This window comes from Mesorhizobium sp. LjNodule214 (assembly GCF_964252735.1).
Classification (GTDB): domain Bacteria; phylum Pseudomonadota; class Alphaproteobacteria; order Rhizobiales; family Rhizobiaceae; genus Mesorhizobium.
The window spans coordinates 1196263-1213999 of record NZ_CAXUPE020000001.1 but is presented as its reverse complement, the minus strand read 5'-3'; the positions used below and the strand labels follow the sequence as shown (position 1 = coordinate 1213999).

At 64.9% G+C, this 17737-nt stretch carries 16 protein-coding genes and 1 pseudogene; 5 read left to right on the top strand and 12 right to left on the bottom strand.

Going from position 1 to position 17737, the window contains the following annotated elements; translation table 11 throughout:
* Window positions 1-73: 73 nt before the first annotated feature.
* The 7 genes and pseudogenes from ACSQ3Z_RS05930 to ACSQ3Z_RS05900 form a co-directional block, all read right to left on the bottom strand.
* Complete coding sequence (locus tag ACSQ3Z_RS05930) at window positions 74-1015, bottom strand: alpha/beta hydrolase (protein ID WP_436170411.1); 942 nt, start codon at window positions 1013-1015, stop codon at window positions 74-76.
* 21 nt (window positions 1016-1036) lie between these two features.
* On the bottom strand, window positions 1037-1819 hold the full coding sequence (locus ACSQ3Z_RS05925; RefSeq protein ID WP_436170410.1) for a carnitinyl-CoA dehydratase: 783 nt from the start codon (window positions 1817-1819) through the stop codon (window positions 1037-1039).
* Window positions 1812-3890 (bottom strand): acetate--CoA ligase family protein, encoded by a 2079-nt coding sequence (locus tag ACSQ3Z_RS05920; protein WP_436170409.1) that lies wholly within the window; start codon window positions 3888-3890, stop codon window positions 1812-1814. The genes ACSQ3Z_RS05925 and ACSQ3Z_RS05920 overlap by 8 nt, the downstream gene beginning before the upstream one ends.
* A gap of 52 nt (window positions 3891-3942) precedes the next feature.
* Window positions 3943-5106, bottom strand: coding sequence for an acyl-CoA dehydrogenase family protein (locus tag ACSQ3Z_RS05915; RefSeq protein WP_436170408.1), 1164 nt, complete (start codon window positions 5104-5106; stop codon window positions 3943-3945).
* A 4-nt stretch (window positions 5107-5110) separates the two neighbouring features.
* Window positions 5111-6205 carry a carnitine 3-dehydrogenase gene (locus ACSQ3Z_RS05910; RefSeq protein ID WP_436170407.1) on the bottom strand — a complete coding sequence of 365 codons (1095 nt, stop codon included), beginning with the start codon at window positions 6203-6205 and terminating at the stop codon, window positions 5111-5113.
* Window positions 6202-6826: pseudogene (locus tag ACSQ3Z_RS05905) on the bottom strand (HD domain-containing protein). The gene ACSQ3Z_RS05910 and the pseudogene ACSQ3Z_RS05905 overlap by 4 nt, the downstream one beginning before the upstream one ends.
* A 21-nt stretch (window positions 6827-6847) precedes the next feature.
* Window positions 6848-7765 carry a 3-keto-5-aminohexanoate cleavage protein gene (locus ACSQ3Z_RS05900; protein WP_436170406.1) on the bottom strand — a complete coding sequence of 306 codons (918 nt, stop codon included), beginning with the start codon at window positions 7763-7765 and terminating at the stop codon, window positions 6848-6850.
* Window positions 7766-7899: 134 nt separating this feature from the next.
* On the opposite strand from ACSQ3Z_RS05900, the gene ACSQ3Z_RS05895 reads away from it, so the two are divergent.
* A complete protein-coding gene (locus ACSQ3Z_RS05895; RefSeq protein WP_436170405.1) occupies window positions 7900-8880 on the top strand; it encodes a GlxA family transcriptional regulator in 981 nt (326 codons plus the stop codon).
* 9 nt (window positions 8881-8889) lie between these two features.
* On the opposite strand, the gene ACSQ3Z_RS05890 is transcribed toward ACSQ3Z_RS05895, so the two are convergent.
* The gene (locus ACSQ3Z_RS05890; RefSeq protein ID WP_436170404.1) at window positions 8890-9099 is read right to left on the bottom strand and encodes a hypothetical protein; all 210 of its coding nucleotides are present in this window, start codon (window positions 9097-9099) and stop codon (window positions 8890-8892) included.
* A gap of 188 nt (window positions 9100-9287) precedes the next feature.
* Complete coding sequence (gene xylA / locus ACSQ3Z_RS05885; protein WP_436170403.1) at window positions 9288-10613, bottom strand: xylose isomerase; 1326 nt, start codon at window positions 10611-10613, stop codon at window positions 9288-9290.
* Window positions 10614-10723: 110 nt separating this feature from the next.
* Between xylA and ACSQ3Z_RS05880 the strand changes: the two genes are divergently transcribed.
* The gene (locus tag ACSQ3Z_RS05880; protein WP_436170402.1) at window positions 10724-11086 is read left to right on the top strand and encodes a nuclear transport factor 2 family protein; all 363 of its coding nucleotides are present in this window, start codon (window positions 10724-10726) and stop codon (window positions 11084-11086) included.
* A 32-nt stretch (window positions 11087-11118) separates the two neighbouring features.
* Here ACSQ3Z_RS05880 and xylB read toward each other — a convergent pair whose 3' ends face one another.
* The 3 genes from xylB to ACSQ3Z_RS05865 all read right to left on the bottom strand — a co-directional run bounded on the left by xylB (window position 11119) and on the right by ACSQ3Z_RS05865 (window position 14722).
* Window positions 11119-12573, bottom strand: a complete 1455-nt coding sequence (xylB, locus tag ACSQ3Z_RS05875) for a xylulokinase (RefSeq protein ID WP_436170401.1) — start codon at window positions 12571-12573, stop codon at window positions 11119-11121.
* Window positions 12574-12655: 82 nt separating this feature from the next.
* Complete coding sequence (locus tag ACSQ3Z_RS05870; RefSeq protein ID WP_436170400.1) at window positions 12656-13978, bottom strand: tetratricopeptide repeat protein; 1323 nt, start codon at window positions 13976-13978, stop codon at window positions 12656-12658.
* Window positions 13979-14098: 120 nt separating this feature from the next.
* Window positions 14099-14722: a LysE family translocator gene (locus ACSQ3Z_RS05865; protein WP_436170399.1), complete on the bottom strand. Its 624-nt coding sequence runs from the start codon at window positions 14720-14722 to the stop codon at window positions 14099-14101.
* 325 nt (window positions 14723-15047) lie between these two features.
* On the opposite strand from ACSQ3Z_RS05865, the gene ACSQ3Z_RS05860 reads away from it, so the two are divergent.
* The 3 genes from ACSQ3Z_RS05860 (at window position 15048) to ACSQ3Z_RS05850 (ending at window position 17698) form a co-directional block, all read left to right on the top strand.
* Window positions 15048-15710: a L,D-transpeptidase gene (locus ACSQ3Z_RS05860; RefSeq protein ID WP_436171840.1), complete on the top strand. Its 663-nt coding sequence runs from the start codon at window positions 15048-15050 to the stop codon at window positions 15708-15710.
* Window positions 15711-15797: 87 nt separating this feature from the next.
* Window positions 15798-16964 (top strand): diphosphate--fructose-6-phosphate 1-phosphotransferase, encoded by a 1167-nt coding sequence (locus ACSQ3Z_RS05855; protein ID WP_436170398.1) that lies wholly within the window; start codon window positions 15798-15800, stop codon window positions 16962-16964.
* Window positions 16964-17698, top strand: coding sequence for an MBL fold metallo-hydrolase (locus tag ACSQ3Z_RS05850; protein ID WP_436170397.1), 735 nt, complete (start codon window positions 16964-16966; stop codon window positions 17696-17698). The genes ACSQ3Z_RS05855 and ACSQ3Z_RS05850 overlap by 1 nt, the downstream gene beginning before the upstream one ends.
* Window positions 17699-17737: the final 39 nt, after the last annotated feature.

Sequence of the window (17737 nt, the reverse complement as noted above, 5' to 3'; positions counted from 1 at the left end):
GGTCGCAGAGGTTGATCGAAGTGACTGACGGCAAGACGCCGTCATGGCGCATCGGCGCAAATGACGAAGGGTTTCACCAGGTCCAGTCACCCCTGCCCAGCACCGACACTGCCTCGACGATGCGGGTGAAGCTCACACGAGCCCGGCCGACCGTGTGCCTGGCCCGGAGATAGCCATGTACCAGCCCCGGCTCCTCGAACCAATGAGCTCGCCCGGCGGCAGCAAGGATGCGGTCGCGATAGGCCTCGCCGTCGGACGACAGTGGGTCGCATTCGGCGGTGACCAGCACGGTCGGCGGCAGGTTGGCGAAATCGGCGTCGGCGAGCGGCGACAGGGTGATGTCTCCGGTCCGATCCACGCCGCCGGTGCGGATGTGCTTGTAGAATTCGATATCGCGCACCGTCAGCATCGGCGCCTCGGCATGCGTCACATAGGAGCCCTTCGAACGGTCGCCGAAAAGGCCCGCATAGATCAGCACCTGGCCGACCGGTGTTTTGGCGTGGCCGCGCGTCGCATGGCTGACGGCGGCGCAGAGATTGCCGCCGGCGCTGTCGCCGCAGAGCAGGACCGGGCATTTGTAGGCGGCCGCAGCCCATTCGAAGGCGCTCAATACGTCATCGAAGGCGGCGGGGTGCAGATGCTCCGGGGCCAGCCGGTAGTCGACCGACACCACCTCGTAGCCGGTACGGGCGCAAAGCTCGGCGCAGACATCGTCATGGCTGTCCAGTCCGCCGAGGATGAAGCCGCCGCCATGGACATAGAGCACCATCGCGGCGTTGTTCGGCGACGCGTTGCGGTAGACGCGGATCGGGATATCGTGCGCTGGTAATGCAATGGTGGTGGTTTCTGCCGTCACGCCTTGCGGATAGCCGGCAAAGAATTCTCGGCACATGCGGTCATAGATCGCGCGCTGCTCGGCGATCGTGTAGTCGATCGTATCGGGCGGATAATAGGAATTGGTCTTCTCGATGAAGGCCCAGGTCCCGGCGTCGATGAGGGTTTTGTAGTCGGTCATGGCTGCTGAACGGACTGCGTCCTACCTGCCCTTCCACACCGGGTCGCGCTTTTCGGCAAAAGCACGAAAACCTTCCATACCGTCATCGGAACCGTAGAGGGCATCGACGGTCGGCAGCTGGCGGCGCGTCACCTTGTTCATCACCTCCTGGAAGGTAAGCGCCTCGGCAACGCGCGCCGTCTCCTTGATCGCGGCAAACACCAGCGGCGGGCCGCTGGCGAGCAGGCGGGCGATCTCCCAGACGCGGTCCTCGAGCTTCTCCTTCGGCAGGACTTCGTTGACCAGGCCCCAGCGATGCGCCTCGGCGACATCCATCCAGCGGCCGGTGAGCAGGAGGTCCATGGCGACATGGTAGGGAATGCGCTTCGGCAGCTTGATCGTCGCCGCATCGGCAAGCGTGCCGGCGCGGATTTCGGGAAGCGCGAAGGAGGAATGGTCGGAGGCGTAGATGAGGTCGCAGGACAGCGCCAGTTCGAAGCCGCCGCCGACCGCCATGCCGTTGACGCAGGCGATGACCGGCTTGTTGAGGTCGCGCAATTCCTGCAGCCCGGCAAAGCCGCCGACGCCATAGTCGCCGTCGACCGCATCGCCACCGGCAGCCGCCTTGAGATCCCAGCCGGCGCAGAAGAACTTGTCGCCGGCGGTCTTGACGATGGCGACACGCAACTCCGGATCGTCGCGGAATGCCTTGAACGTCTCGCCCATCAGCCGCGAGGTCTTGAGGTCGATGGCGTTGGCCTTCGGCCGATCAAGCGTAACTTCGAGGATTGTGCCCTCGCGCCGGGTCGAAATAACGTCAGCCATTCTTCTTTTCTCCAAGCACCAGCAGCGCGTCGGCGATCCAGGCGCCCTTGCCTTCGGCGCAGACGATTAGCGGGTTGATGTCGAGTTCCTCGATCTCGCCGGCATTCTGCTGCACGAAGGCGGCGATGCCCGATATCGCCTCGATGGCCGCCGCGACATCGGCCTTCGGCCGGCCGCGATAGCCTTCGAGCAGCGGATAGAGTTTCAGGCCGTGCAGCGCCGCCTCGATGTCGTCGCGCGTCGCCGGCAGCATCAGGGTGACGCTGTCGCGCAGCAGCTCGACCAGAACGCCGCCGGTGCCCAGCGTCATCACCGCGCCGAACATCGGGTCGCGGGTGAAGCCGACGATCAGTTCGGCGACGCCGTCACGCACCATGCGCTCGACATACAGGCCGGTGCCGAGCGGGCCGAGGTCATGGGCGGCGGTGCTGACGGATTCGGCATCCTTGAGGTTGAGCAGCACCGCGCCCATCTCGGATTTGTGGGTGACGCCCAAAGCCTTCAGTGCCACCGGGAAGCCCAACGCCATCGACGAGATCACCGCCTCGACGGCATTGCCGGCGCGTTCGCCCTTGGGCACGGGCAGACCGGCCTTGATCAGCCGCGCCTTCGCCTCGGCCTCGTCGGGCGTGACATGGCCGCCTACCGGCGCGCCGGATGCGGAGGTGTCGATCGGCTGCGCCTGCGGCTCACGCCAGGCCCAGCCGATGAAGGCTGCCGCCTGGGCGGCGTCCATCGCCTCGGAAATGCCGAACAGAGGCACCATTCCGCGCGCCATCAGGCCGGCTGTGTATTCCTCGGGCAGGTTCTCCGGCAGCGACGAGACGATCGCGCCTTGCGCCTTGTTGGTCTTGAGCGCCGATTCGAAGGCACGCAAGGTCGCCCACCAATCGGTATCCGAGCAGCGGTCTGGGCGCGGGAAATCGAGCACCAGCATGTTGAGGTCGAAGCCGCCCGACACCATGGCGGTGAAGGTGGCGGTCATCGCCGGCTCGTTGTTCCAGATGAAGGTGTGATAGTCGAGCGGGTTGGCCACCGCGACCAGCGGCCCGAGCGTCGATTTGACATGGGCGCGGTGCTTGTGGGTGAGCTCCGGGAAATTGACCCAGCGCCCTTCGGCGCTGTCGGCCATCACGGACGCCTCGCCGCCCGAACAACTCATCGACGACAGCCGGTAACCGGGCAACGGGCCGGTGACATGCAGCAGCTTCAGCGCCTCGATGAAGGCGGGGATGGAATCGACGCGGGCGATGCCGAGCCGCTTCAGGAAAGCACCTGATGCAGCATCGGAGCCGGCCAGCGAGGCGGTGTGCGACACCGTCGCCTGCCGCGCCTGCTCGGAACGGCCGACCTTCATGGCGATGATCGGCTTCTTCAACTCGCGCGCCCTGGCCGCCAACCGCTCGAAGCCGGCTACCGAATCGAAGGCCTCGATGTGCAGCCCGAGCGAGGTGACGCGCTCGTCCTCGATCAGGCCGAGCGCCATCTCGGACAGGCCGGTCTGTGCCTGGTTGCCGGCCGTCATCAGGAAGGCGATCGGCAGGCCGCGCTTCTGCATCGTCATGTTGATGGCGATGTTGGACGACTGGGTGATGATGGCGACGCCGCGGCCGCCCTCGGGCAGCCTGATGCCGCCATGCTGATCGGGCCACAAAAGCGCGCCATCGGCGTAGTTGATCAGGCCGTAGCAGTTCGGGCCGATGATCGGCATCTGGCCGGCTGCCGTGACCAGTTCGGCCTGCAGCCGTTCGCCGTCCTCATCATAGGCTTCGGTTTCGAGAAAGCCGGCGGCAAAGCAGACGGCGCCACCGGCGCCACGCTCGGCTAGTGCCTTGACCACCTCGATGGAGAGATGCCGGTTGACGCCGACAAAGGCGGCGTCCGGTGCGCCCGGCAGGTCGGCGACGGATCGATAGGCCTTGCGGCCGGCGACCTCATCCTTGGTCGGGTGCACCGGCCAGATTTCGCCGGCAAAGCCCATCTTGATCGACTGGGCGACCACGGCGGCAGCCTGCGCCCCACCGAACACGGCGATCGATTTCGGGCGCAGGAGACGTTCGAGTTTATGCATGGTCATCTTTTCGTTTGAGCACGATCTGGATCCCGGCTTTGGCGATCATGCTCTAAGCCCCGAACGGACGCAGCAGCGCCCGCGAAATAATATGTCGCTGAATCTCCGAAGTGCCTTCCCAGATGCGCTCGACGCGGGCGTCGCGCCAGATGCGCTCGAGCGGCAGATCGTCCATCAGGCCCATGCCGCCATGGATCTGGATCGCCTCATCGGCGACGAAAGCGAGCATCTCGGTGGCCTTCAGCTTGGCCATGGCCATGTCCTGATCGGTGACGGTACCCTGATCGTACTTCCAGCCGGCTTCGAACACCATCAGGTCGGCGGCCTTCAATTCCGTCGCCATGTCGGCGAGCTTGAACGACACGCCCTGGAACTTGCCGATCTGCTGGCCGAACTGCTGGCGCTGGGCGGCATATTCGACGGCATGGCCAAGCGCGCGCTCGGCGCGGCCGAGGCAGGTGGCGCCGACCTGCAGGCGGGTGGCGCCGAGCCAGGAATTGGCGACTTCAAAACCCTTGTGCACCTCGCCCAGAACCTGGCTCGCCGGCAAGCGGCAGTCGTCGAATTCCAGGATGGCGTTGGTGTAGCCGCGATGCGAAACGTTGCGGTAGCCGTCGCGCACGGCAAAGCCCTTGGTGCCCTTGTCGACGAAGAAGGCGGTGATCTTTTTGCGCTTGCCACGCGGCGAATCCTCCTCGCCCGAAGCCATGAAGACGATGGCAAAGTCGGCAAGGTCGGCGTGGGAGATAAAGTGCTTGGTGCCGTTGAGCACCCAGTCGTCGCCATCCTGCACGGCGGTCGCCTTCATGCCGCGCAAATCGGAGCCGGCGCCCGGCTCGGTCATCGCCAGGCAATCCCATTTTTCGCCGCGAATGCAGGGGAAGAGATATTTTTCGCGCTGCTCGGGCGTGCCGGCCAAGAGAATGTTGGAGGGACGCGCCACGCAGGTCCAGTGCAGCGCGTAGTTGGCGCGGCCCAGTTCCTTCTCGTAGAGCAGCCAGGTCACCGTATCGAGCCCGGCCCCGCCGACGTCGGCCGGCATGTTGGCGGCATAGAGCCCGGCTTCGATCGCCTTGACCTTGATCTCCTCGATCAGCTCGCGGCGCAGCACGCCGGTGCGCTCCACCTCGCGTTCATGCGGATAAAGCTCGTTTTCGACGAACGCGCGCGTCGTCTCGACGATGAGTTTTTGCTCCTCCGACAAACCGAAATCCATGGTCTCAGCCCTTCTTCTTTTTCTTTGGCTTGTCGGCTTTCCTCACCGGCTTGGTCGCCTTGGCCTTCTCCGCCGCCCTGGAGGCGGTCGGCTTCTTCGCCGCCAGCTTGGCGAGCTGCCTGGTGTAGTCCTTGTGCAAGGCGCCGGCGCCCCAGCCCTTGCCCTTGTTCTGCTTCGACAGCGCTTCCATGATGGCGACCAGATTGTCGTCGCGGATCTTTTCCAGCTCGCGGATCGACAGGCCGTGCGCCTGCTCGTCCGATTGGGTGGCGATCAGGTCGACCAGCTCGTCGTTGAATTCCGGCACATCCATCAGCTTGGTCCACGGCCATTGCAGGCACGGTCCGAACTGCGCCATGAAGTGGCGCATGCCGGCCTCGCCGCCGGCGACACGATAGACCTGGAACATGCCCATCTGCGCCCAGCGCAGGCCGAAGCCATAGCGCATGATGTCGTCGAGTTCCTCGACCGTGCAGATGCCGTCCTTGATCAGCCACAGCGCCTCGCGCCACGCTGCTTCGAGCAGGCGGTCACCGACGAAAGCCTCGATCTCCTTGCGGATGACGACAGGCTTCATGCCGATCGACGCATATATCTCCCTGGCGACCTCGATCGCCTCAGGAAAAGTCTGCTCGCCGCCGACGATCTCGACGATCGGCAAGAGGTAGACCGGATTGAACGGATGGCCGACGACCAGCCGCTCCGGATGCTTCTTCATCGCCACCTGCATGTCGGTCGGCTTGATGCCGGAAGTCGACGAGCCGACGATGGTGTTGGCCGGCGCATGGGCGTCGATTTCGGCCAGCACGCGGTGCTTGAGGTCGAGCCTTTCAGGCACGCTTTCCTGGATGAAGTCGGCGTCAGCCACCGCATCGGCAATGGTCTTGGCGTAGGTGAGCTTGCCTTCCTTGGGCAGACCGCCGGGCAGCATCTGCTTGTAGGCGCGGCGCGCACCCTTCATCACTTCGCCGACCTTGCGCGAGGCTTCCGGATCGGGATCGAAGATCGCCACGTCGATGCCGTTCAAGAGCAGCCGCGCCACCCAGCCCGCACCGATGACACCGCCGCCGATGGCAGCTGCCTTGTTGATGATGCTCATGCGGAGGCTCCGGTTCTTGTCCTGGCAGTTTCGGGATCGATGAGGGGCACACGCTCGCCGGCGCGGATGACGGCAGCGTCGTAGGCCTTGCGGGCAAAGACTTCGAGCACGAAGGGCCGGAAGAACTCCATCGGCAGCGTCTCGTAATCCGGGTCGAAACTCGACTGGTCCCAGCGCTCGCAGAACTGGTCGCAATCGTCGAAATAGGCATGCCCGGCGAAGCGGTCGCGCGCATGCCGGTTGCCGCCGAGATGATGGGCGTAATAGAGGCGCTGAAAGTCGCCGTGCTTTTACCCAGGTGCATTGCTCGCGCACGAAGGGTTTCAGGATCGCAGCCGCATATTCGTCGTGATTGTAGGGCGCGTAGATGTCGCCGATGTCGTGCAGCAGCGCGCAGGCGATCCAGTCCGTGTCGGCGCCGTCGCGCCAGGCCCGCGTCGCCGCTTGCAGCGAATGGCCGAGCCGGGTGATCTTGTAGCCGGACAGGCCCTCGTCAAGCTGCACCAGCGCGTCGAGCAGCCGCTCGCCGGTCCTGGCGGCGTAGTCGATCTCATGCGCGGTCAGGAACTCATAGTCTTCCCGGTCGCCATCCTTCATCGCGGTGAATTTGACGGTAGCCATGCCGACCTCCCCGGCCTGAGCCTACGCGGCGATCGGTGCGCGCTTGGTCAGATTGAGCTTCTGGCGCACTTCTTCCGGCCCGAGGATCCTGGCGCCGAGATTGGTGACGATGCTGGCCGCCCGCTCGACGAGCTGCGCATTAGTCGCCAGCACACCCTTGTCGAGCCAGAGATTGTCCTCCAGCCCGACGCGGACATTGCCGCCGGCCAGAACCGCCGCTGCCACATAGGCCATCTGGTTGCGGCCGATGGCGAAGGCCGACCAGTTCCAGGTCGACGGCACGTTGTTGACCATGGCCATGAAGGTGTTGAGATCGTCGGGCGCGCCCCACGGCACGCCCATGCAGAGCTGCACCAGGGCATCGGGGTTCAGCACCTTTTCCTCGACCAGCTGCTTGGCGAACCACAGATGGCCGGTGTCAAAGGCCTCGATCTCCGGCTTGACGCCGAGCGCCGTCATCATGCCGCCCATGGCACGCAGCATGCCGGGCGTGTTGGTCATGACATAGTCGGCCTCGGCGAAATTCATCGTGCCGCAATCCAGCGTGCAGATTTCCGGCAGGCACTGGCGCACATGTTCCATGCGGTTGGTGGCGCTGCCCATGTCGGTGCCTTTTTCATTCAGCGGCAGCGGCGCTTCCGGCGAGCCGAACACCATGTCGCCGCCCATGCCGGCGGTGAGGTTCAGCACCACGTCGACATTGGCGTCGCGGATGCGCTCGGTCACCTCGCGGTAGAGATGGACATCGCGGCGCGGCTTGCCGCTCTCGGGGTCGCGCACATGGCAGTGGACGATCGCCGCACCGGCCTTGGCCGCGTCGATCGCCGAATCGGCGATCTGCTTGGGCGAACGCGGCACGTGCGGGCTGCGGTCCTGCGAGCCGCCGGACCCGGTCACGGCACAGGTAATGAAAACCTCACGGTTCATCGCAAGCGGCATCGGTCTCTCTCCCAAATTCGACCATCATGCATGTCGCCCAAAAGTGGGAACGGGTTTTGGTACAACGACATGCACAGAAACTCCCCAACAATGACTGACTTGCGGGAAACTGTTTTGCGTTTTACGAAGTTGTCATGATCAAAAGCGAAAAACCTGAAATCTTTCGCGCCGAGCGCTCATCACTCAAGGTGACGCTGCTGGTGTTTTCGGGCTCATCGATCATGTGCGTGGCCTCGGCCATCGACCCGCTGCGCGCTGCCAACCGCATTTCCGGCGAAACGCTGTTCGACTTCAAACTGGTTTCGGTGACCGGCGAGGCGCCGATCACCACTTGCGGCCTGCCGGTGGCGGTCAGCGGCCGCTTCGATGCCACCGAAGTCACCGACGTGCTTATCGTGGTCGCCGGCTTTGGCACGCAGAACTATGCCACGTCGGCGCTGCTTGCCGGCCTGCGGCGCGCGGCGCGTGCCGCGCGGGCCTGCGGCGGCGTCGAGGCCGGCACCTGGCTGGTGGCACGCGCCGGCCTGCTGGAAGGGCGCAGCGCCACCACCCATTGGGAAGACATGGAGGACTTTTCCGCCGCCTTCCCCGGCGTCGATGTCCGTCCCGACCGCTATGTCATCGACGGTCCCGTCTTCACCTCGGGTGGCGCCTCGCCGACCTTCGACCTGATGCTGCACCTGATCCGCACGCGGCTCGGCATGGCGGTGGCACTCGATGTGGCGAGCGTGTTCATCTACGATCAGGCGCGCGCCGCCACCGACGCGCAGCCGCTGGTCTCGCTCGGGCGCCTCGACGGCTACGATCCCAGGCTGGCGCAAGCCATCCGGCTGATGGAAGCGCATGTCGACCAGCCGCTGACCATCGATGCCGTGGCAAAGCGCGCCGGCGTTACGGCGCGGACGCTGGAAAGCATCTTTCGCAAATCGATCGGCGAAACGCCTGGCGCCTATTACCTCAGGCTCAGGCTGGGTGCCGCGCGCCGGCTGGTGGTCGACACGCGCGTCGCCATGGCAGACATCGCCGGGCGGACGGGATTTTCGTCCGCCGCAGCGTTTTCCAGAGCGTTTTCAAGAGCTTTCGGCGAAGCGCCGGTGAGATTGCGCCGCGGCTGACCGCGACGACTACGCGGCGTCTTGACGAGCGCCGGCGCCGTCGATCTGTGAGCGCATCTGCCGCGCCAGATGGATCTCGAAGCGGCTGGCGACCGCGCGATCCCATTCATTCATGCGGCGCGTGCCATCCTTCGGATGCGGCAGCGCCATCAGCCGGTCGATGATCGAGCCAGCCTCGCCAGATGAGAGCAGGGCGTCGATTTCGCGTTCGTGCTGCATATCGGTTCGCCTCCTTCTTCCTGATTCCCGCCATGAGCCACACTATACGAAGTCCGTGACGGCTGTTTGAAGGCAAGAGCGAGGCGATTGAGGGGCGATGCGGGGCAGAACCGTGTCGTCGGCCCTGCCCGTCGCGCAAAGCCGTTCCGGGCAGCAATGTTTGGAACGGAATGAGACGGTTTTCGTGCTCAGACGTAGCGGTTGACGATGTTCTCGAGCAATTCCTGTCGGCCCGAGCGCGGTTGCGGCTCGATCTTTTTCTTCACCACGCGCTCGGCGATTTCCTCGAGCGTGCGCTTGCCCGACAGCATCGCCTTGGCCTCGGCGGAGTTCCAGCCGGCATAACGCTCGGTCAGCGGCCCCGACAGCGCCTTGTCCTCGACCATGCGGGCAGCGGCCTTGAGACCGCGCGCACAAGCGTCCATGCCGCCGATATGGCCGATCAACAGGTCCTGCGGGTCGAGCGACTGGCGCCGCAGCTTGGCGTCGAAATTGGTGCCGCCGGTCTTGAAGCCGCCCGCCAGCAAGACCTGGTAGTAGGCCAGCGCCATCTCCGGCACATTGTTGGGGAACTGATCGGTGTCCCAGCCCGACTGGTAGTCGTTGCGGTTCATGTCGATCGAGCCGAAGATGCCGAGCGCATTGGCCAGCGCCAGCTCGTGCTCGAAGGAATGGCCGGCCAGGATGGCGTGGCCCTGCTCGACGTTGAGCTTGACCTCCTTCTCCAGCCCGAAGCGCTTGAGGAAGCCGTACACCGTCGCGACATCATAGTCGTACTGGTGCTTTGTCGGTTCCTGCGGCTTCGGCTCGATCAGGATGGTGCCCTTGAAGCCTATTCTGTGCTTGTAGTCGACGACGAGGCTGAGAAAGCGTCCGGCCTGTTCCTGCTCGCGGGCAAGGTCGGTGTTGAGCAGTGTCTCATAGCCCTCACGGCCGCCCCACAGCACATAGTTCTCGCCCTTCAGCCGCTTGGTGACGTCGATGCAGCTTTTCACCGTTGCCGCCGCATAGGCAAAGACATCGGGATCGGGGTTGGTGGCTGCGCCCGACATGAAGCGGCGGTGCGAGAACAGGTTGGCAGTGCCCCACAGGAGCTTGACGCCGGTCTGTTTCATCTTTCTCGCAAAATAGTCGGCGATTTCGTCGAGGCGGGCGGCGCTTTCCGAAAAATCCTTGCCTTCCGGCCGGACGTCGGCGTCATGGAAGCAGAAATAGGGGGCGCCGAGCAGCGAAAACATCTCGAAGGCGACGTCGGCCTTGAGCTTGGCCAACTCCATCGTGTCGATGCCGCCGGCCTTGGCGAACCAGGGGCGGTCGAAGGTCTGGCCGCCGAAGGGATCGCCGCCCTGCCAGGCGAAGGAATGCCAGTAGGCGACGGCGAAGCGCAGATGGTCTTCCAGCCGCTTGCCGGCGACCACCTCGTCGGGATTGTAGAACCGGTAGGCCAGCGGATTGGTCGAATCCGGTCCTTCATATTTGATCTTCTGGATGTCGCCGAAAAATCCGCTGCTCATAATTCTTGTCCTCTCGATAGTTCGCCCTGATTACCTCAGGCGTAATTGGTTTCACGCTCACGCTGATCGAAAAGGCTCGTGTCAAAGCCACTCAACGAAGGAGACAGACCATGACCGACCTCAACGCTATCGCCGAAAACTACATCACCGCCTGGAACGAGGGTGATGCGGGCCGCCGGGCGGAATTGCTCAAGGCGACCTTCACCGAGGACGTCAGCTACCGCGACCCGGTCATGCAGGGCGACGGCCATGAAGGTGTCGCCGCACTCATCGACGGCGTGCAGCAGCGCTTTGCCGGCTTCCGCTTCTCGCTGAAGGGAACACCGGACGGGTTCGCCGATACGATCCGCTTCTCGTGGAACCTCGGCCCGGAAGGCACGGAACCCGTCATCGAAGGCACCGACATCGGCGTCATCGAGAACGGCCGGCTGAAGAGCGTTACCGGCTTCCTCGACAAGGTGCCGGCGCAGTGAGCCGCGATGCCGCGGCGTGGGCAAAACCCCGCTCACGCCGCGGCGCCCCTGATCGCCGGGTAAAGCGCCCGGTAGCGATGATAGGCATCGGCATAGGCGTTGATCAGCGCCGTATCCGGCTCGATGGTGGCGTCGGTGGCCGGCGCGGAGCAGACGGCAAGCGGGTCTGCGCCGGTCGCGGCAATCAGACCGAGTCGCGCGGCGCCGAAGGCAGCGCCGAAATCGCCATCGGCAGGAATGTCGACCGGCACCTGCAGCGCGGTGGCGATCGCCTTCAGCCAGTAGCGCGAACGCGAGCCGCCACCGATCGCCGTCACCCGCGTCAATGTCGTACCGGCCTTTTTCAACGCTTCGAGACTGTCGCGGAAGGCGAAAGCGACGCCCTCGAGCACGGCCTGAGTCAGCACGGCGCGGCTGGATTCGTGTGCAAGCCCTGTCAAGGAGCCGCGAATGGCGGAATCATTGTGCGGCGTGCGCTCGCCCGAGAGATAGGGCAGGAAGGAAACCCCAGTCGGCGCCTTGAGCTTTTCACCGAGTTCGGCGGTCAGTTCGCCGGCGCCCTTGCCGGTGATCTCGGACAGCCAGTTGAGCGAATCGGTTGCCGACAGGATGACGCCCATCTGGTGCCAGGTGTTGGGCAGCGCATGGCAGAATGTGTGCACCGCGCTTGCCGGATTGGGCAGATAGGAGGCGTTGGCGGCAAACAGCACGCCCGACGTGCCGAGCGAGACGAAGGCGTGGCCGGCACCCACCGTGCCCATGCCGCAGGCAGAGGCCGCATTGTCGCCGGCGCCGCCGGCAATCGGGATGCCGGCTGTGATGCCCCATTTCGAGGCCAGCTCGGCGCGCAGCACGCCGGCTTTCGCCGTGCCTTCGACCAGCGACGGCATCTGTTTCTCATCGAGCGAGGTGGCGGCGAGCAGGTCCGGGGACCAGCGCCGCCTGCCGACATCGAGCCAGGAGGTGCCGGCCGAATCCGACATTTCCGACATATGCTCGCCGGTCAGCCAGAGCCGCAGGAAATCCTTCGGCAAGAGCACCTTCGCCACCTTGGCGAACACGGCAGGCTCTTTGTTCTTCACCCAGGCGAGTTTTGGCGCGGTGAAGCCGGGAAAGACAATGTTGCCGGTGAGCTTGCGAAAGCGCGGATCGGCATCGAGCGCGGCCGCTTCGGCGTGGCTGCGCGTGTCGTTCCACAATATGCAGGGGCGCAGAACCTTGTCTGCGGCGTCGAGCAAGGTGGCGCCATGCATCTGGCCGGAGAGGCCGATGCCTTTCACCGCCGCGAGCTGTTTTGGATGCGATGTCTTCAGCTCGGCGATTGCCGTCTCGCAGGCTTGAATCCAATGGGTAGGATCCTGCTCGGACCAGCCGGGATGCGGTCGCGACACGTCGAGCGAACCATGGCCGGAGCCAACGACGTTCTGACCGGCGTCGATCAACAGCGCCTTGACGCCCGACGTGCCCAGATCGAGGCCGAGATACATGCATTCCTCCCACTGCCCTTAATTTTTTCGGATCTCGAAAAAATCTGGCTTGGCCAGTTTTTAAGGCAAGATTCGCCGCCGGTCAATTCTCGGACAATTCGGCGGCGCGTTGCGAAAACAATGCCGAGAGCGGGCTGTCCGGTCGCGCCAGTGTGCGTTCCGCCGTTAGCGCCCGCGACAGTGCATGGTCGCCGGAACGCAGCGCCGCCTCAATCAGCGTGAGATCGATGACGTCGCGCTGCGCGTGGCTGCCGCCGAAGCGCTGGGCGATGGCGCGAATCGGCCGGATCAGCCGTACCGTCTCGGCATAGTTGCCGTCGCCGAAGGCCTTGATGGCGAGCGTCAGGGGATGGCCGACATCCCGGGTGAAGGCGGCATTGTCGTCGCCGCAGCGCATCGCCTCGCGCTGCGCTTCGAGCAGGGTTCGGGCCGGCGCTTCGAGGCCGGCACCGACGAAGGCCATCATCGCGTGGGCATCGTTGAAGGCGTAATTGCCGGCGCCGGCCTTGGGCCAGTTGTCGGCGAGTGCGCTCCAGCGGTCGCCGACATCGGCCCCCCCGAGATGAAGCCGCCACAAGATCGCCGAGGCATCGACCATATTGAGCGCCAGCGTCGACGGCGTGCCGTAGATCGGCCCGTCATAGAGAGCCAGCACCTCGTCGGTCTCGCCGAGATCGTAGTGGAACAGCGACAGATGCCACCAATTGTGCACCTGCAGGAAGCTGTCCTTCGTCCACGCCTCCGGATTGGCGCGCATCCAGGCGATGCCGTCCTTTTGCCGGCTCTGCATTTCCATGACATGGGCAACGGCGTGCTGCGCCCAGCCGTCGCGCGGCTCGATGTCGACCGCAGTGCGGCCCAACCGCTCGGCGCGCGCGTAGTCGCCCATCTCCTCCAGCCCGAAGGCCTGCATGCCGAGCACGGCGTGGTAGCCGGGCATGTCCTTCTGCCAGGCGGGCAGAGCGCGGCCGATGCGGTCGCGCAGCATGCGGGCATTGCCGGTGAAGAAGTCGATCTGGTGCCCTGTCTGCAGCGCCACCATGTCGAGCGGGAAGTCGATGGCGACGTCCTCTAGCAATCGGGAGGCCTCATGCCAGCGACCGGCGGCGAGATGGCCAAGGGCCGCAACATGCGCCTGCTCGCGTGGGGTCGCGGCAAGCGGCAGCGCCGCCTCGTGACATTTCCTGGCCACCAAACTTGCCTCGCGCTCGGTGGCGAGACCGAAGAGATAGCCCTTGAACACATGCGCCATGACGAAATCGGGGTTTTCGGTGATGGCGCGGTCGGCTGAGGCGACCGGATCGCCGATGAAGCACTGCAGTTCGCGCACGGCCTGGGCGTAGGGCGCGAAGCCGGCTTCCGTCGCACCCGATAATGTCAGGCCGAATGCGTCCTTGACCGCCATGCTTAGCCCTCCATCAGATGCCGGATCTGACCTATCTTAGGCCAACAAGGGCTGGCACGCCAACCTGAGGTCCAGGCACTTCTAGGGGCACGTGAGGCAGGGCAGGCAAGTTCTCCTGCGTCAATTACCCGAGCGCATCGCCATGGTTGCGATGCCGGCGCCGACCAGCAGCGTGCCGCCGGTGCGGTTGAAGATGCGGATCGCCCGGGGATTGCGCACGACGTTGCGCGCCCTTGCCGCGATCAGCGCGTAGCCGAAGGCATTGGCGAAGGCGAGCGCCAGGAAGGTCGTTTCGAAGACCAGCATCTGCGTCCAGAAATCCGCGTGACGGTCGAGGAACTGCGGCAGGAAGGCGACGAAGAAGGTGATGCTTTTCGGGTTGAGAGCGGTGACCAGCCAGGCATGCGCCATCATCTTGGCCGCCGACACCGCGTCGGTGCGCGGCTCGGCCCTGAGCGCGCCGCCGGCGCGGAACAGTTTCACGCCGAGATAGATCAGGTAGCAGGCGCCGATCACCTTCAGCACCGTGAACACGGTGGCCGATGCCGCGAGCAGTGCACCGATGCCCAGCATCGACAGCGTCATGGCGGTGAAGTCGCCCAGCGCCACGCCGACCGCCATCGGCAGCGCCGTGCGCCAGCCCTGGCCCAGCGCATAGGACACGACCAAAAGGATGGTCGGGCCGGGAATGACGAGAAGAATGGTGGAGGAGGCGGCGAAGGCGGCCCAGTTTTCGAAGGACATCGATGTCTCCTTGAGCGCAAAGAAAAGGATAAATCCTTGGGTGCGCGGGAATGTAAAGAGGCTTCTTCGAAATGTCCGGCGGGCCGTTTCGCCCTGCTGCCGCGGGCAACTGCCGAACAGGGTTAAGACCAAAGTCCGGCCCTTCACGCTTTTTCAACCATGATTGGCGAAACTGCCCCTATCCGGCCGGACCGTGTTTCCCGCCGACAGCGTAGGGTTTGGGTGCATGCGTAAGCCGCAAAATCTGACGCCGCCAGCGAATGGCGACGCGATCGAAACCGAAAATCTGCTTTCCCGCCGCGCGGTGCTTTCAGGCGCCGGCGCGATGACGCTGCTCGGCATGGCCGGCTGCAGCCAGACGCTCGACCTGCCGCAGTTGCAACTCGACGACACCACCACCGGCTCGGTGCAGCCGATTCGTCCCGCGATCAGCGTCGACAAGAACATCACCGGCCCGGACGTGATGTATGCCTCGCTCACCGACGGCGGCTTCGAGGTGCCTGAGGTGCCCTACAAGAAGGTCAAGCCGGAATTCCGCCGCCAGATCGTCGTCGACCAGACCGGCGAGGCGCCCGGTACCATCGTCGTGCATCTGCAGGAGCGCATGCTCTATCTGGTGCAGCCGGGCGGCGAGGCGATCCGCTACGGCGTCGGCATCGGCAAGGACGGCTTCCGCTGGTCCGGCCGCGCCAACATCCAGTACGGCAAGGAATGGCCGGTCTGGACCCCGCCGCCCGAAATGATCGCGCGCAAGCCGGAGCTGGTGAAATGGCAGGCCGGCCAGCCCGGCGGCCTCACCAACCCGCTCGGTGCAAGAGCCCTCTACATCTACCAGGACGGCAAAGACACCGGCTACCGCATCCATGGCTCGCCCGAATGGTGGAGCATCGGCCAGGCGATGTCGTCGGGCTGCGTGCGCCTGATCAACCAGGACATCATCGACCTGTACAGCCGCGTTTCCAAGAAGAACCCGGTCGTCGTCGTCTGACGCTTCCGCCAGTCGACTCTCCCGTTGCGTGATCCGGCAAGACAGGCGAATGTGCCTGCGAAGCCCATTGCTCAGGAGAGATGAAGCATGTCAGGAACGTTTGTGATCGCGCAGGGCGGCGGACCGACCGCCGTCATCAACCAGACCATGGTTGGTGCAGCACTGGAGATCCGCAAGCGGCATCCCGGCGCCAAGGTCCTGGGCTCGATCCACGGCGTGCGCGGCATTCGTGACGGCAACTATGCCGACCTTTCGGCCATTCCCGAGGAACAGCTCAGGCTGATCGCGGCGACGCCAAGTGCGGCGCTGGGCTCGACACGCGACAAGCCCGACGCCGCCTATTGCGAGGTCATCCTCAACGGCCTGAAGAAGGCCGGCGCCGACGCCTTCATCTATATTGGCGGCAACGATACGTCCGGCACGCAGCAGATCCTGACCGATGCCGCCGGCGGCACGATGGCTTTCGTGCATGCGCCGAAAACCATCGACAACGACCTCGAGGAGAACGACCACACGCCGGGCTTCATCTCGGCGGCCGAGTTCGTCGCCGGCGCCTTCCTCTCCGTCGATCTCGATTTCCGCGCCTTGCCCGGCATCTATGTCGGCATCGTCATGGGCCGGCACGCCGGCTTCCTCACCGCCGCCGCCGCCGCCTGGCAGCTCGATCCGGACAGCGGCCCGCATCTCGTCTACGTGCCGGAGCGGCCGTTCTCGGCAGCCGGTTTCATCGACGACGTGCGCGCCACGCTCGACCGCCACAAGCGCTGCATCGTCGCCGTGTCCGAAGGCGTCAGCACCGCCGACGGCAAGGCGCTGGTCGAAAGCCTGGTGCCGCCGGAGAAACTCGAGCGCGACGCGCACGGCAACGTCAAGCTGTCGGGCAGCGACCTGCCGGCAGCGCTCGAGCGGGCGCTCGCCGAAGGGCTGCCGGGCAAGCGGGCGCGCGTCGATGCGCTGGGCTACATGCCGCGCGGCTATGTCGGCGCCATCAGCGCCGTCGACGCGCAGGAAGCCTTCGATGCCGGCGCCTTTGCGGTGGCGGTCGCCGAGGAGGGCGGCGGCTCGGTGGCGCTGCAATATGACGGCACGAAGACCGTGCTGAAGAAGGTGCCGCTGAAGAATGTCGCCGGCAAGACGCGCCACATGCCCGATGATTTCATGAAGGCTGACGTCAACCAGCTGTCCGAGACCGGCATGGCCTATCTGAAGCGGCTGGTGCCGGAAAAATACAAGGTCGGAAAGCCCTTCGTTTGATGAACGACCGCTTGGTGGGCGACTGGTTCAGCAAGACCGGTATCGACGCCAGGACGACGATGCTGACCGAGCCGTTCGTGCATGATTTCGTGCGCGCCAACATCTGGCATCTCAAAGGCCGTGACGTCGACCTGCTCGTCGACACCGGCATGGGCATCTGCCCGCTGGCGCCTCAGATCGACACGCCCGCCGGCAAGCCGCTGCTGGTCGTCGCCACTCATGTCCATCTCGACCATGTCGGCTCGCTGCACGAATTTCCGCTGCGGGCGGGACCGGCAATGAGCGCCGGAAAATTCGACAGCATGGATGAGGCGGTGACCTACGCCTACATGTTCCACAATCTCGACGGCGCCGTCTCGAAATTGCCGGCGCCCGGCTGGAAAGCGGCCGACTACAGGATCCCGCCGGCACCACTGACGAGGACGCTTGCCGAGGGCGATGTCGTCGATCTCGGCGACCGGCAGTTCAAGGTGCTGCACCTGCCGGGACATTCGCCCGATTCGATCGCGCTGTTCGACGAGGCCGACGGCCTGTTTTTCGCCGGCGACGCCATCTATGACGGTATGCTGGTCGACGACTTGCCGGATTCCGACCGGGCCGCCTATCGCCGCACGATGCAGCGGCTGCTCGACCTGCCGACCCGCATCGGTCATGGCGGGCACGGGCCGAGCTTCGACGGCAAGCGGATGCGAGAGATCGCCTCGGCCTATCTCAGGCGCACCAACGGGCGTTGATGCCCTGCCACCTGTCGTCTGACGACATTGTGATCGGTC